The organism is Methylobacterium ajmalii, from assembly GCF_036448855.1.
In the GTDB taxonomy this organism is placed as follows: Bacteria; Pseudomonadota; Alphaproteobacteria; order Rhizobiales; family Beijerinckiaceae; genus Methylobacterium; species Methylobacterium ajmalii.
In genome coordinates this window covers 12,925-26,614 of the sequence record NZ_JAZFXT010000021.1, presented here as the reverse complement: position 1 = coordinate 26,614, position 13,690 = coordinate 12,925, and the positions used below count along the sequence as shown (strand labels likewise).

Annotated in this window: 13 protein-coding genes; 7 read left to right on the top strand and 6 right to left on the bottom strand. The window is 73.1% G+C overall.

Features of this window, described 5'->3' with window-relative positions; translation table 11 throughout:
* Window positions 1-5 precede the first annotated feature (5 nt).
* Together V3T34_RS07785 and V3T34_RS07780 are read right to left on the bottom strand one after the other, a co-directional pair.
* Window positions 6-1,265 (bottom strand): SfnB family sulfur acquisition oxidoreductase, encoded by a 1,260-nt coding sequence (locus V3T34_RS07785; RefSeq protein ID WP_305076569.1) that lies wholly within the window; start codon window positions 1,263-1,265, stop codon window positions 6-8.
* A 397-nt stretch (window positions 1,266-1,662) separates the two neighbouring features.
* Complete coding sequence (locus tag V3T34_RS07780; protein ID WP_305076568.1) at window positions 1,663-2,301, bottom strand: hypothetical protein; 639 nt, start codon at window positions 2,299-2,301, stop codon at window positions 1,663-1,665.
* A gap of 381 nt (window positions 2,302-2,682) precedes the next feature.
* Here V3T34_RS07780 and V3T34_RS07775 point away from each other — a divergent pair, with 381 nt between their 5' ends.
* From V3T34_RS07775 to V3T34_RS07765, 3 genes are all read left to right on the top strand, one after another.
* On the top strand, window positions 2,683-3,102 hold the full coding sequence (locus V3T34_RS07775; protein WP_091884339.1) for a YeeE/YedE family protein: 420 nt from the start codon (window positions 2,683-2,685) through the stop codon (window positions 3,100-3,102).
* Window positions 3,099-3,593 carry a YeeE/YedE family protein gene (locus V3T34_RS07770; RefSeq protein WP_305076567.1) on the top strand — a complete coding sequence of 165 codons (495 nt, stop codon included), beginning with the start codon at window positions 3,099-3,101 and terminating at the stop codon, window positions 3,591-3,593. Before V3T34_RS07775 ends, V3T34_RS07770 begins: the two co-directional genes overlap by 4 nt.
* Before the next feature lie 195 nt (window positions 3,594-3,788).
* Window positions 3,789-4,067: a PilZ domain-containing protein gene (locus V3T34_RS07765; RefSeq protein ID WP_331369142.1), complete on the top strand. Its 279-nt coding sequence runs from the start codon at window positions 3,789-3,791 to the stop codon at window positions 4,065-4,067.
* A 65-nt stretch (window positions 4,068-4,132) separates the two neighbouring features.
* Here V3T34_RS07765 and V3T34_RS07760 read toward each other — a convergent pair whose 3' ends face one another.
* On the bottom strand, window positions 4,133-5,341 hold the full coding sequence (locus tag V3T34_RS07760; RefSeq protein ID WP_331369141.1) for a L,D-transpeptidase: 1,209 nt from the start codon (window positions 5,339-5,341) through the stop codon (window positions 4,133-4,135).
* Between the two features lie 44 nt (window positions 5,342-5,385).
* Window positions 5,386-6,567: a polysaccharide deacetylase family protein gene (locus V3T34_RS07755; RefSeq protein ID WP_305076565.1), complete on the bottom strand. Its 1,182-nt coding sequence runs from the start codon at window positions 6,565-6,567 to the stop codon at window positions 5,386-5,388.
* A gap of 368 nt (window positions 6,568-6,935) precedes the next feature.
* Between V3T34_RS07755 and V3T34_RS07750 the strand changes: the two genes are divergently transcribed.
* The 4 genes from V3T34_RS07750 to V3T34_RS07735 are packed head-to-tail and all read left to right on the top strand — an operon-like array spanning window position 6,936 to window position 12,218.
* A complete protein-coding gene (locus tag V3T34_RS07750) occupies window positions 6,936-7,826 on the top strand; it encodes a 1-deoxy-D-xylulose-5-phosphate synthase N-terminal domain-containing protein (RefSeq protein ID WP_305076564.1) in 891 nt (296 codons plus the stop codon).
* The gene (locus tag V3T34_RS07745) at window positions 7,826-8,722 is read left to right on the top strand and encodes a transketolase family protein (protein ID WP_305076563.1); all 897 of its coding nucleotides are present in this window, start codon (window positions 7,826-7,828) and stop codon (window positions 8,720-8,722) included. Before V3T34_RS07750 ends, V3T34_RS07745 begins: the two co-directional genes overlap by 1 nt.
* Window positions 8,719-10,686 (top strand): NAD-dependent epimerase/dehydratase family protein, encoded by a 1,968-nt coding sequence (locus V3T34_RS07740; protein ID WP_305076562.1) that lies wholly within the window; start codon window positions 8,719-8,721, stop codon window positions 10,684-10,686. The genes V3T34_RS07745 and V3T34_RS07740 overlap by 4 nt, the downstream gene beginning before the upstream one ends.
* On the top strand, window positions 10,683-12,218 hold the full coding sequence (locus V3T34_RS07735) for a hypothetical protein (RefSeq protein WP_305076561.1): 1,536 nt from the start codon (window positions 10,683-10,685) through the stop codon (window positions 12,216-12,218). The genes V3T34_RS07740 and V3T34_RS07735 overlap by 4 nt, the downstream gene beginning before the upstream one ends.
* Before the next feature lie 20 nt (window positions 12,219-12,238).
* Here the strand turns inward: V3T34_RS07735 and V3T34_RS07730 are convergent, their stop codons facing one another.
* Window positions 12,239-13,021: a class I SAM-dependent methyltransferase gene (locus V3T34_RS07730; protein ID WP_305076560.1), complete on the bottom strand. Its 783-nt coding sequence runs from the start codon at window positions 13,019-13,021 to the stop codon at window positions 12,239-12,241.
* 185 nt (window positions 13,022-13,206) lie between these two features.
* A complete protein-coding gene (locus V3T34_RS07725; protein WP_305076559.1) occupies window positions 13,207-13,413 on the bottom strand; it encodes a hypothetical protein in 207 nt (68 codons plus the stop codon).
* Window positions 13,414-13,690: the final 277 nt, after the last annotated feature.

Genomic DNA, 13,690 nt, shown 5'->3' with positions numbered 1-13,690 from the left:
CGGTCTCAGCTCCAGGCGTGGAACGGCGGGTTCACCCCGTTGAGCGCGTGGTTGCCGACGATCGCCACCTTCCAGCGCACCGGATCGTGCAGGGTGTGGGTGCGGGCGTTGCGCCAGTGCCGGTCGAGGTTGTGCTCGGCCAGCGTCGAGCGGGTGCCGGAGAGCTCGAACAGGGTGTTGGACGCCGCAAGCGCCACCTCGGTGGTCAGCACCTTGGATTCGGCCACCGCGAGTTGGGCCGCCGCCACGCTCTCGGGCGTCGGGGCGGCGACCGCCGCGTCGATGGCGAGGCCGGCCCGGTCGAGCAGCGCCTCGGCGGCGTGTTGGCGGATCGTCAGGTCGCCGACGGCGCGGATCGTGTAGGGATCGTCCGAGGCCCGCTCCTGCCCGCTGTCGATCCAGGGCCGGGCCTTCTCGCGCACGAACGCGATGGTGTCGTCGAGGGCAGCCCGCCCGATTCCCGCATCGATCGCCGCCTGGATGATCTGGAAGATGGCGCCGTCGACCCGCGGCGCCTCGTAGCCGCGCCAGGCCGGCACGAGATGCGTCTTCTCGACCCGCACGTCGTCGATGATCACGGTACCGCTCGCCGTGCCGCGCTGGCCGAAGCTCGACCAGTCGTCGATCACCGTGAGGCCCGGCGCGTCCCGCTCGGCGATGGCGTACCAGGCGCGGCCCCCGTCGTCGACGGCGACGATGGGAACGAGATGGGCGAGGAGCGCGCCGGTGGCGTAGAATTTTTGGCCCCGCACGATCACGTGGTTGCCGTGGTCGGTGAAGCGGGTCTCGAACTCGGCCGCCCGCTTCGTGCCCTTCTCCGAGAAGGCGTTGCCGAAGCGGGTGCCGGAGAGCACTGCGGAGAAGAGCCGCGTCTGCTGCTCGGGCTCCGACACGGTGCGGATCGCAGCGACGATGCCGAGGTGGTTCTGGGCGATCTGCGCGATCGACGGATCGGCCGCCGCGACGATCGCGATGACCTGCGCCAGGGTCCGGTAGGACACGTCCGGCCCGCCATGGGCGCGCGGCACGTTGATCGACCAGAGCCCGCTCTGCGAGAAGGCGTCGAGCTCGGCCAGCGGGCGGGCGCCGGTGCGGTCGCGCGCCGAGGCCCCGACCCGGAACCGCGCCGCGAGGTCGTGGGCGACCCGGATCGCCTCCGCGTCGTCGCGGATGACGTGGGCGGGCGCGGCGGGCCGCAAGGGCCCGGGAACGCCCTGCGGCACAGGCCCGGCGGACACGAGGCTCGGATTGACGGCGATGTTCATCGACGACTCCGGTTATCGGGGGATCGGGATCTCGGACGGCACGCCGACGCCCATAGCGGCCACCCGGCCGGAGCGATCGGATCCAGTGACGACATCCGCGACAGATGACACATGGAATTGCCATGAGGAGCGGGGATGTTCGTCGGCGCGACTGCCCGTTGCCCCTCGATGTCGCAAGAATCCTCGCCGAAGACGATGCGGTCGTCAAACGAAGCAATCGGCTTATTTTACGGTTCTTCGAGAATTTCGTTTTCCCATGTGCAGGGATCGCGGAAGAAGGCGTTCTCTCGGGCGAGGCGACCCTGATCCCGGCGGCACGCGCCCGCCCCGGCGTCGAGGCCGCGTCGGACGCCCGACATGGCGGGTGCCGCCCCGCCCGGAGCGGGGACGCGTCACATCACGCGTGGAAGTCCAGCAGGATCGCGGCGGCGCCGGCCGCGCCCGATGGCGTGCCGCCCGCGCCGTAGCCCGCGCGGTTCTGCTGGGATGACTGGAGCTGCTTGACGAAGGTGGAGAGCGCGTCGGCGGCCGAGGCGCTGCCGCCGGAGGCGAGATCATCGGACGGTCCGTCGGCCCGTGCGTCGCCCGGGGTCTCGGCGTCGCCCGGGGGAGGGCCGGGGGGCGGCTCGTGGCTGCCCTGCGCGCGGCCCGTTTCGGTCGAGGCCGTCGTGCTCCGGCCGTGGCTCGCGAACAGGTTCTTCAGCTCGGAGGCCTGATCGCTGGTCAGCGTGCCGTTGCCGACCTGCTCGGCGATCAGGCCGTCGATCCGGCTCCTCATCGCCGCCGGATCGCGCCGGGAGCCGGCCGCGCCCGCGGTGTCGGACGTGGAGGCCGCCGGGGCGCCGCCCGAGGCGAGGCTCGACCGGATCGCGCCGAGCGCGTTTGTCAGGGCGGTGGCATCGGCTCCGCTGAGGGCGCCTGAGGCCACCTCGCTGCCGATCGTCTCGGCCATCCGGTCGGAATCGGGGCCTCGCGGCGGCGGCGGCATGCGCTGCGCGGTGACCGGTGAAGGCGAAGCGCTGGAGATCGTCGTCATGCGTCTCTCGATCGTGGGACGGGTGGGACGGCCGATGGCGGCCGTGTGAAAATTACCCACGCATTTGTTAAAGCGTCGTTATACCTCTCCCGTCCGCAAGTGTTGGCGCAATCGCAAGTCTCGCCGCAGTCAAATGTTGCCGATCGTAACTGTTCTTGTCCGAGACCTGCGCTTGGCCGAGAACTGCGCTTGGCCGAGAACTGCCGAGCCGGCCGTCACCGTCGGGGCTGCGGCCGCCGGCACGCTATCCTCACGAATGAAGGAACGCCTCGTGGGGCGGTCGCCTTCGTCCCCGCGACCGCCGCCCGGCCTTTCGCGGAGCGCTGGCTCGGGCTTACGCTGCCGGCCGAACCGTGCAGCTCGATCGATCCGGAGACAATCGTGACCGCCTTCCTCACCCCCCTCGCCGGCGGCGCCCTGATCGGCGCCTCGGCCGCCCTGCTGCTGATGGCCAACGGCCGCATCGCCGGCATCAGCGGCATCCTGGGCGGCCTCCTCGGGCCCGCCGCGCGGGACCGGGCCTGGCGGGTGGCGTTCCTCGCCGGGCTGCTCGCCGGGCCGTGGCTATTCCGGCTCCTGTCGGGCGGGTGGCCGGAAGCCCGCGTCGCGGCGTCCTGGCCGGTGCTGGTCGCGGCAGGGCTCCTCGTCGGATTCGGGACGCGGCTCGGCTCGGGCTGCACCAGCGGGCACGGAGTCTGCGGCCTCGCCCGGCTGTCGCCGCGCTCCGTCGCGGCGGTCGCGACCTTCATGGCGGCGGCGATCGCGACCGTCTTCCTCGTCCGCCACGGGGTCGCCCGATGACCGCCCCCCGCCTGCTCGCCGCGCTCGCGAGCGGCCTCCTCTTCGGCCTCGGCCTCGCCCTCTCGGGCATGATGGACCCGCATCGGGTCCTGGGCTTCCTCGATCTCGCCGGCACCTGGGATCCGAGCCTCGCCTTCGTACTCGCCGGTGCGGTCGGCGTCTCGGCGCTCGGCACGCTCGCCATGACGCGCATGGCGCAACCCATCCTCGCCCCGGACTTCGCGGTGCCGACGAACCGTCGGGTCGATGCCCGGCTGCTCGCCGGCGCGGCCCTGTTCGGCATCGGCTGGGGCCTGGCCGGCTTCTGCCCCGGCCCGGCGCTCGCCGGCCTGGCCATCGGCCTGCCGGAAGCGGGCGCGTTCGCTGCCGCGATGCTCGCCGGCATGGCGCTCTACCGCCTCGTCGCCGAGCGCCCGCCCGCCGGGGCCGGCCGGGAGCCCCCCGCGCCCGACATCCCGTGGCAGCCCCCCGCCGTCGAGCCTCGTCGATGAGACGGGCGTCGTCTCGCGGGTGGATGACCGGGCCGGTCACGACGGGGACGAGGGTGGATGGCGGGCGATCCGGGCGGAGCGCTCGATCCGCCTCGCGGAGGCGCGGCACGCGCCGCGCACCCTAGATCATTGTGACTAGAACCTCCGATCGATTGTTTCCGGACGTCGCCTGCTATCTTCTTTTACCGGTCGTTAATGAAATCATTCCGGGGTCGGCGCATGGAGTTGTTGTCCGCACGGCCATCGGGGCTTGCGGGAAGTCCCGGTGAGATCGTCGTCGATTCAGGCTTGCCGGCACTGGACTGTCGGATATTGGACATTTCCCCGGTCGGGGCCACGCTGGCGCTGCCGGATGCCGGTGCCGTGCCCGAGACGATCACCCTGGCGGTCGCGGGCGAGTTCGTGATGCGCCGCTGCCGCGTCGTGCGGCGGGGCCGCGATCGCCTCGTCGTGGCCTTCGAGATGCCGGCCTGATCGGCCGCGCGAGACCGGGCACGCGGCGCTGGCCCCCGAGCCCCCCCTCAGATCACCTTCCCCTTTCAGATCACCTGCACCTTCGTGCCGACCGGGACGAAGCGGTAGAGCTCGATCACGTCCTCGTTCAGCATGCGGAAGCACCCGGCGGAGGCGGCGCGGCCGATCGAATGCGGGTTGGTGGTGCCGTGGATGCGGTAGAGGGTCGAGCCGAGATACAGCGCCCGGGCTCCGAGCGGGTTACGCGGCCCCCCGGCGACGTGGCGGGGCAGGTCCGGGCGGCTGCGCCGCATCTCCGGCGTCGGCGTCCATTGTGGCCATTCCTGCTTGGCCGTGACCGTCTCCGTGCCCTTCCAGGTCGTGCCCGGGCGCCCGACCGCGACGCGGTAGCGGATCGCCGTGCCGTCGCCGCGCACGAGGTAGAGGAAGCGCGCCGCGGTATCGACCACGATGGTGCCGGGCGCCTGCGCGCCGGGAAAGCCGATCACCCGGCCGCGCCGCACCGCGGGCAGCGCCACCGGGGCGACGGGGGACGGCGCGACCGGCGGCACCAGGCGCGGCGCGGGCATCAGGGGCTCGACCGGCAGCGCGGCGATCCGGACGGGCGCCGCAGGGGCGGCGGATTCCGGGACCGGGGCGGACGGCGCCTCGGGCGTCAGCGAGACCAGACGGATCGGGGCGTCGGGCAGCGGCAGGGCCGGCACCGTGACGGCGCTCGCCGCCGGCGGGGAAACTTGCGGGACTTGGGTGACCGGCAGGGCTTGGGTGACCGGCCCGGCTTGCGCGACCTGTGGAGCTTGCGGGGCCGCGACCGGTAGCGGAAACACGGCTGCCGGGGAGGCGGCCGCGACGGGGCGATCGGAGGACGGGACGGCGGCGGCGGGGCGGGAGCCGCAGCGATAGACCCGGCGGCCATCCGCCCGCATCGTCACCGGGCCGATCGCGTCGACGACGATCTGCCGGGGCTCGGCGTTGGTACCGGCGCGCCGGTCCTCGGCCGAGCGGAAGCAGCGCATGTGCAGCCGGTAGCCGATCGCGGTGTCCGACACCCGGTCGATTCGGCAGTCGAGGTCGTGCGCCGCGAGACGCGCCTCGGCCTGGGGCTTCAGGCGGATCTCGAAGGCCCGGGGGCTCGCCGGGTCGGCGCAGTCGCGCAGGGTCGGCGCCCACCAGCCCGCCGGCGACTCGTAGGCCCTCATCGCGCGGGCGGCGCCGGGAACGGTGAGGACCAGCGCCGGAAGGAACGCGGGCAGGAGCCGGACGAGGCGTCGCATCGGGAAGGCTTTCGGAGCGGGGGACGGCGTCGGCGGGACGGGGATCATCGGGCGCGGGGGGCGTCCGCCGCGGCGACCGGGCGGAAGCCGTGCGCCGCCGGGGCGACGCCGACCACCACGAAGCCGCTCCAGCCCGCCCGGGGGGCGGGGCCGGCGGAGGCGGCGAGCCGGTCCGACGGTCCCGGGGAGGCCGCGTCGGCGACGAGGGCGAGGCGCACCTCCGCGCCGGTCCGGCTCTGGTCGCGGGGGGCCGGGGCGGGCGGCGGGGGCGCCGGGTCCTCCTCGAACAGGCCCGCCCGCAGCAGGAGCGGCGCTTCCTCGGCGACGCGCCGGCGCTCGCCGGCCGGCCGCAGGGCCGCCATGCGGGTGCCGAGCCGGTCGAGGGCGAGGCGGATGGGTCGCGCCTGCGGGGCGTCGAGGGCCGCCAGCGCGGCTTGCGTGTCGGCCCGCGCCGGCACGACGTGGACGACCCGGTAGCCCCGTGCCTTCAGGGCGCGCAGCAGGTCGGGCAGGATCGCGACGGTGCGGGGCTGGATGTCGTGGAGCAGAATAATCCCCCGCCCCGCCGCGTCGAGGCGCCGGAGCACCCGCTCCATCACCGCCGCCGGGGTGATGCGCTTCCAGTCGTCGCCGTCGACGTCGATGCTGAACGGCAGCAGCCGCTGGGCGGCGGCGTAGCGGTCGAGGGCCGGACTGTGCCCGAGCCCGGGGAAACGGAAGAACGGCGAGAGCGCGGTCTCGTCGTCGGCCAGCACCGTGCGGGCGGCGGCGAGCCCGCCGTTGATCTGGTCTCGCCGCACCGCGTGGCTGCGGACCCGGTCGAGGTAGCGGTGCGACCAGGTATGGGTCGCGACGGTGTGGCCCTCGGCGGCGGTCCGCCGCAGGGTATCGGGGAACTGCGCCACCATGCTGCCGACGACGAAGAACAACGCCTTCACGCATTCGGCCCCGAGCGCGTCGAGCACCGCGTTGGTGCGCCGGGGCAGCGGGCCGTCGTCGAAGGTCAGCACCACCTCGCCGCGCGCGAGCGGCAGGGTGCCGCGATAGCTCGCCCGGCCGACGGGGCCCTGCGCGAACGGCACCTCGAGGGTGCGGGCGGTGCCCAGCGCGTCGCTCCGGCATTCCTGCGCCGCCTGCGCCGGCGAGGCGGCCAGGAGACCGGCGAGACCGCCGGCGAGGAGACCGGCACGGAGTCCCGACGGCAGCGGGGGCTTGAAGCAACGCACGAACAAACTCCGCCACACATGCCGGCCGTCCCTGGCAATATCTGGGCGAAAGCTGAGCCTCCGGTAAACGCACCGGCGCTCCGGCATCCTCCATCCGGGACAAGCGGCGAAACAAGCGCTCCGGTGGACGACCCGATCGAGAACATCCCGCGCCCTGGGAGGCCGATTCACGGATCGGCAACTTCCCGGACGCCGGGCGACGACAGCCGCGGCCGCGGGATCGACCTCGCCGGACCGGATCCGCACGGCGGCGGACCGCGGGCGGGAGCCCCGCGGCGGTGCGGACCGGTCGTTCCGGTGATGCGGCTTAACGGGACGCTAACCATGGCCGTCGTTCCGTCTCTCGGGGAGCAGCGGGATCGGGGCGGATGGCACGGCACGGACACACCCTTCGGGCGGAGAGCCGGCCGCCCGGGACCGTCGCGACGGCATCGCCCCCCGCGCCGCAACCCGGGCTGCTGGCCCCGGGCCTGTTGACGCTGGCGCGCTGGCGGCTGCTCGCCATGCACCGCACCGCCGATGTCGGACATCTCGGCGGCAACCTGTCGGCGCTCGACGCGATGATGCTCGTCCACCACGAGCTGCTGGGCGAGGCCGACCGCTTCGTCCTGTCGAAGGGCCACGCGGCGGGCGCGCTCTACGTCACCCTGTGGAGCCGCGGGCTGATCGCCGATGCCGAGCTCGACAGCTTCCACGGCGAGGGCACGCGGCTGCCCGGCCACCCCCCCGCCCGCGGCCTGCCGGGGAGCCGCTTCGGCACCGGCAGCCTCGGCCACGGCCTCTCGCTCGCCGCCGGGCTCGCCCTCGCGGCCCGGCTCCAGCACCGGACGGGACGGGTCTTCTGCCTGACCTCCGACGGCGAGTGGCAGGAGGGCTCGACCTTCGAGGCGCTGATCTTCTGCGCCCACCAGCGGCTCGCCAACCTGACGATCCTGATCGACCACAACCGGCTCCAGGGCTTCGGCACCACCGGCGAGGTCGCCTCGCTCGACCCGATCGGCCGGACGCTCGCGGGCTTTGCCGTCGAGATCCGCGAGGCGGACGGGCACGACCTCGCGGCGATGCGCCTGGCGCTCGCCCCCGGCACCGACCGGCCGGTGGTCGTCGTCCTGCACACCGTGAAGGGCCGCGGCGTGCCGGCGATCGAGGGCCGGCTCGACAGCCATTACCTGCCCCTCACCGAGGCGCAGTACCTCGCGGCGATCCTCGGCACGCCCGAGGCAATGTCCGGCGAGACCGCCACCGGGGAGAGCGCCTGATGCGGCGGGAATTGTGCGAGGCCCTCGTCGCCCGGGCGGCGAGGCCGGAGCTGGTCTTCCTCACCGGCGACCTCGGATTCGGGGCGCTCGAGCCTCTGCGCGAGGCGCTGGGCGAGCGCTTCCTCAATGCCGGCATCGCCGAGCAGAACATGATCGGGGTGGCGGCGGCGCTGGCAAGCGAGGGGCTCGAGCCCTGGACCTACACGATCGCGCCGTTCTGCTACGCCCGCGCCTTCGAGCAGATCCGCAACGACGTCTGCCTGCACCGCCTGCCGGTGCGGATGCTCGGCAATGGCGGCGGCTACGGCTACGGGGTGATGGGCCCGACCCACCACGCGCTGGAGGATTACGGCGTCCTCTCGACGCTGCCGTCCCTGCGCATTCTGGTGCCGGCCTTCGATTCCGACGTCGCCGACGTCGTCGCGGCGGCCGGCGCGTCGCCGGGTCCGGTCTACGTCCGGCTCGGCCGCGGCGAGCTGCCGACGGGCTGCCGTGCCCCGGCCTACGCGCCGTGGCGGCGCCTGCGCGCCGGGCGCGGCCCGGTCGTCGTCGCGGTCGGGCCGATGGCGGGCGTGGCCTGGGGCGCCTTCGCGCAGGACGGCGACGCGGGACCGGAGGTGTGGGCGGTGAGCGAGCTGCCGCTCGCCCTGAGCCCGCCGCCGCAAGCCTTTTCCGACGCGCTGGCCGGCCGCACCCTCTGCGTCGTCGAGGAGCACGTAGCGCAGGGCGGCCTCGGCCAGGCGCTTGCCGCCTGGTGCCTCACGAACGCCGCGGCACTCACGGGCTTCCGCACCGTGACGGCGGCCGGCTACCCGTCCGGCACCTACGGCTCGCAAGGCTTCCACCGGCGCGAGAGCGGCCTCGATGCCGAGGCGCTGCGCGGGCTCTTCGCATGACCCCGACCGCCACGGACTGGATCGACGGCCTCAAGGGTCCCATCGCCGTGCTGGGCGCGGGCGGCTTCGTCGGTTGCAACCTGTTTCGCCACATCCTGGCACGGCGGCGCGACGTCTACGCGATCGCCCGCACCCTGCCGGCGCCCCGGCTGCGCGGCATCGACCCGAGGCACCTCGTCGCCGTCGACGTCACCGACCGGGCGGCGCTCGCCAGCTTCGCCGAGGCGATCCGTCCGGCGACGGTGTTCGACTGCATCGCCTACGGCGCCTACTCGTTCGAGACCGACGCCGACCTGATCTACGCCACCAACTTCACCGCCCTGGTCGACCGGGTCGAGCGCCTGGCGGAGAGCGGGCGGCTCGCCGCCTACATCCATGCCGGCTCCTCCTCCGAGTACGGGCTGAACTCCGCAGCCCCCGCGGAGGACGCGGCGCTCGTCCCCAACAGCGCCTACGCGGTCTCGAAGGCGGCGGCCGCCCAGTACCTGGCCTATGCCGGCAAGACGCGGCGCTGGCCGGTCGCCAACCTGCGGCTCTACTCGGTCTACGGCCCCTACGAGGACGCCAACCGGCTGATCCCGGCCGTGGTGTCGCGGGGAATCGCCGGCGGCTACCCGGACCTCGTCGACCCGACGATCGCCCGCGACTTCGTCTACGTCGAGGACGCGTGCGAGGCCTTCGTGCGCGCGGCCGCCAAGATGTCGCCCGACCTCTACGGCGAATCGATCAATATCGGCACCGGGACCGAGACGACGATCCGCGACCTCGCCGGCGCCGCCCGCGAGGTGTTCGGGATCGCGGACGCGCCGCGCTTCGGCGCGATGGCGCCCCGGGCCTGGGACATGGCGCGCTGGCAGGCGAACCCCGAGAAGGCCGAGCGCCTCCTCGGCTGGCGCGCCGGCACGCCGCTGGCGCAAGGGCTCGCCCGCACCGCCGCCTGGATGCGGGAGGCGGGGGCCGACCTCACCGGCCTGACCAAGGCCGGAACGACGCGCCGACGCAGCATCGCGGCGATCATCGCCTGCTACAAGGACGAGGAGGCGGTGCCGATCATGCACGCCCGCCTCACGGCGGTGTTCCGCAAGATCGACGTCGACTACGAGATCATCTTCGTCAACGATGCGAGCCCGGACGGGTGCGGCGAGCGCATCCGTGCGTTGTCGGCCGCCGACCCGCACGTGCTCGGCATCACGCATTCGCGCAACTTCGGCTCGCAGATGGCGTTCCGCAGCGGCATGGAGCTGGCGACCGCCCAGGCCTGCGTGCTCCTCGACGGCGACCTCCAGGACCCGCCCGAGCTGATCGAGCAGTTCCACGCTGCCTGGATCCAGGGCCACGACGTAGTCTACGGCCGGCGCGTCAAGCGGGACATGCCGCTGGTCTGGGGACTGCTCTACAAGGCGTTCTACCGTGTCTTCGCCGCCTTCAGCTACGTGCGCATCCCGCACGATGCCGGCGACTTCTCGCTGATGGACCGGCGCGTCGTCGGCTGGCTGCTCAACTGCCCCGAGCGCGACCTGTTCATGCGGGGCCTGCGCGCCTATGTCGGCTTCCGCCAGACCGGGGTCGACTACGTGCGCCCCAAGCGGATGTTCGGATCGAGCACGAACAACCTGCTCTCCAACCTCGAATGGGCCAAGCGCGGGATCTTCTCCTTCAGCAACACCCCGCTGAAGCTGCTCACCGCCACCGGGACCGCGCTGCTCGGCCTCTCCGCGCTGATCGGCCTCGCCATGGTGATTCTGCGCCTCGCCGTCCCCGACATCGCCCCGCGCGGCGCGATCTCGACCCAGCTCGCCATCCTGTTCTTCGGCGCGCTGAACCTGTTCGGGATCGGGCTCGTCGGCGAGTACGTCGCCAAGATCATGGAGGAAGTGAAGGCGCGGCCGCGGCTGATCCGGGCGGCGCTGATCCGCAACGGCACCGCGACGGAGTTGCCGCCCGAGGGCGGGGCCCGGCCGTGACGCGCGACGCCGTGCGGCCGAGCGACACGCCGCATCGGGGCCTCGGCCCCCTGCCCTTCGCCGTGGTGCTGGGGCTCGCGGCGGCGCCCAACCTCCTGTTCCTGGGAACCCACCTGGCGAGCCCGCCGCTGGCGGCGGGCGCCTGCGCCTGCGTCGTGGCGGCGCTCGCCCTCGTGCTGCGCGACCTCGCCCGGACACACGCGCGCCTCGACGGGCGGCTCCTCCTCGCCTGCCTCGCCACCGCCCTCGCCCTCTGCCTGCTCGGCGGCCAGGCACACCTGTTCTTCGCCAACGACGACTGGCTGATCCGCGACGCGGTGCTGCACGACCTCGTCGCCGAGCCCTGGCCGGTCGGCTACCTCTACGCCGGCGACGCGACGATGCTGCGCGCGCCGCTCGGCCTCTACCTGATGCCGGCGGCGATCGGGAAACTCGTCGGTCTCAAGGGGGCCCACGGCGCGCTGCTGGCCCAGGACACCGTGCTGTTCGGCGGCCTGTTCTACGGCTTCGCCCGCCTCGCGCCGTCGCGCCGGCGCGGCCTCGCCCTGCTGGCGGCCTTCGTCGCCTTCAGCGGCTGGGACGTCGTCGGCAGCATGATCGTCGACGACCCGCTGATCCCCGGCCGCCATCTCGAGCAGTGGCTCGGCAATCTCCAGTTCTCCTCCCACGTCACGCAGGTCTTCTGGGTGCCGAACCACGCGGCGTCGGGCTGGATCTTCGTCGGGGCGTTCTGCCTGTGGCGGGCCGGCACCCTGCGGGCGACCTCCCTCGCGGTGGTGTTCGGCCTGTGCGTGTTCTGGTCGCCGCTGAGCATGATGGGCGCCCTGCCCTTCCTCCTCGTCGCGCTCGTCGCCGACCTCGTCGCGCGCCGGCTCACCCGCGCCGGCCTCGCCGCGCTCGCCCTCGCGGGGCTCGGGCTCGTGCCGGTCGCGCTCTATCTCGGCGCCGACGCCGCTCGGGTCCCGCACGGGCTCCAGGACCTGAGCGGGGCCTTCGCCAGCCGCTACGTCCTGCTGATCGCCTTCGAGCTCCTGCCCTTCCTGCTGATCCTCTGGCTGGCACGGCCGTCGGGCGACCGCTGGACGCGGGGGGAGATCGGCCTCGTCGCCGGCCTGCTGCTCGTCGTGCCGCTCTACCGGCTCGGGGGGGCGGATTTCGTGATGCGCGCCTCGATCCCGGCGCTGGCCCTCCTGGCCCTCAGGGTCGGCGCGACTGTCCCGGACCTGCACGGCCCGCGCCGGATCATCGCCGTGGCGATCCTCGGCTTCGGGGCGGTGACGCCGGCCTACGAGGTGATCCGGGCCGTCCGCCTGCCGGCCTTCGCGGTGAGTGCATGCTCACTGCTCGCGGCCGCCCGGACGCCGCCGAATACCGGGCCGCTGTTCCACTACGTCGCCCGGATCGATCACCTGCAGGGCCATCTCGCCGATCGGGTTCTGAGCAAGCCCGAAACGCAGATCCGGCTCGTCCCGCAGGCGATGTGCTGGCCCGACCACCCGGCCCATCAGGAGCATGCCGGGACGATCTTCTGAGGCCTCCGGCCGACGGGTCGTCAGTCCGGCCGGCGGGCCGTGACGGTGTAGCCTAGGCAATCCTCACCCCAGTCGCCGCGCAGCGACAGGGTGCCGATCAGCCCGAGCAGGCCGAGGACCGGCAGCAGGGCGAGACCGAGAAGGCGCCGCGCCGGGTGTCCGGCGGGATCGCCGAGCGGGATCAGGCAGAGCGCCATCGCCTTGTAGCAGGCAACGGTGACCGGGTTGCCGCGGGCAGTGACGCGGATCTCGCGGAATCCGGCCCGGCGCAGCAGCCGATCGAGCGAGGACGGCGTGTAGCGCCAGTAATCGTAGGGAACGAAGTGCCAGCGCGCCGCGAAGGGCACCGTCAGGACGAGGCGCCCGCCCGGCCGCAGGCAGGCGAACAGTTTCTCGACGAAGGGCGCCGGGGCCTCGACGTGCTCCAGGACCTCGGTGCACAGGACGAGATCGATGGAGGACGGCGCGACGGGCCAGTCGTCGCCCTCGTAATACTCGGTGTCGGGGATCGCGTAGCCGAAGCGGTCGCGGGCATCGGCCCGGTCGATGCCGCGATAGCGGGCCGTGCGCGGCAGGAGCGGGCGGAAGACCTGGGCGCCGCAACCGACGTCGAGCACGTCGCCGGAGGCGGCGGCGAGGACGCCGCGCAGGTCGCGCCAAGCGGAGCCCGCCTGGAGGTCGAGGAGGCGGCGGCCCGCGGCGAGGATGTCGTCCCAGCGCGAGCGGCGGGGTCGGAAGACCGGCGGCTTGAAACTCTCGGCCGTCGCATCGACCAGGTTTCGGCGCGTGGCGTGCGTGCTCATCCGGGTGACATCCGATTACCGACGACGATCGCGCCGTCCTGTCGGACGGGACGCAGCCAGGCTCCGGCCGGCGGCGGGATCATGTGACGAGAGGGTGTAGGCCCGGTGAACGCCGCGCACGGCACCGGGTGATGCCGGCATCGTCGTCGATGCCGCAACGTCGCCGGGCTGCGCACCCTTCGGGTTCACGGGGACTTACCGGTCTTGACGAGCGCGGTGATCCGATAAACGCAACCGTTGAGCGTCTTGCCGGAATGCGACGCGACGGTGGACACGCTTGTGCGCGATGCCGTGCGGCGACCGAAGCGGGTTTCCGGGGTCGCCTGCTCGGTCGTATTGGACACGACCTTCTCGCCGAGGAACTTGCCGGATCGGCGCATCGCCTCGACCATCCCGGACGGCACCGTGCCCTCGGCGCATCGCATCGATCAGCGGTCCGGGAACGGCGGCGTTCGTGATTCCCTCCCCCGCGCGCGAGCTGTGCCGGATCGGGCAGATCGAGCACGGCGAGGATGCCGGACGGGATCGGCGCGATGCGCCGGGTCTCGTAATGTCCCGCCACCGTAAGCGGCCTAGAGCATTTTCCGACGAATTGGAAACCGGTTCGTCGCAGAAAATGCGACAAAACAATGACTTAGAGAGCTTCGCGATTGCAACGCGATCGTGAAG

What these genes read in the sequence shown, in the direction of transcription:
- V3T34_RS07745 (WP_305076563.1), top strand. Translation starts at nt 7,826, where the DNA reads ATGCGGCGGGAATTGTGCGAGGCCCTCGTCGCCCGGGCGGCGAGGCCG.
- V3T34_RS07780 (WP_305076568.1), bottom strand. Translation starts at nt 2,301, where the DNA reads ATGACGACGATCTCCAGCGCTTCGCCTTCACCGGTCACCGCGCAGCGC.
- V3T34_RS07760 (WP_331369141.1), bottom strand. Translation starts at nt 5,341, where the DNA reads ATGCGACGCCTCGTCCGGCTCCTGCCCGCGTTCCTTCCGGCGCTGGTC.
- V3T34_RS07770 (WP_305076567.1), top strand. Translation starts at nt 3,099, where the DNA reads ATGACCGCCCCCCGCCTGCTCGCCGCGCTCGCGAGCGGCCTCCTCTTC.
- V3T34_RS07785 (WP_305076569.1), bottom strand. Translation starts at nt 1,265, where the DNA reads ATGAACATCGCCGTCAATCCGAGCCTCGTGTCCGCCGGGCCTGTGCCG.
- V3T34_RS07730 (WP_305076560.1), bottom strand. Translation starts at nt 13,021, where the DNA reads ATGAGCACGCACGCCACGCGCCGAAACCTGGTCGATGCGACGGCCGAG.
- V3T34_RS07765 (WP_331369142.1), top strand. Translation starts at nt 3,789, where the DNA reads ATGAAATCATTCCGGGGTCGGCGCATGGAGTTGTTGTCCGCACGGCCA.
- V3T34_RS07750 (WP_305076564.1), top strand. Translation starts at nt 6,936, where the DNA reads ATGGCACGGCACGGACACACCCTTCGGGCGGAGAGCCGGCCGCCCGGG.
- V3T34_RS07725 (WP_305076559.1), bottom strand. Translation starts at nt 13,413, where the DNA reads ATGGTCGAGGCGATGCGCCGATCCGGCAAGTTCCTCGGCGAGAAGGTC.
- V3T34_RS07740 (WP_305076562.1), top strand. Translation starts at nt 8,719, where the DNA reads ATGACCCCGACCGCCACGGACTGGATCGACGGCCTCAAGGGTCCCATC.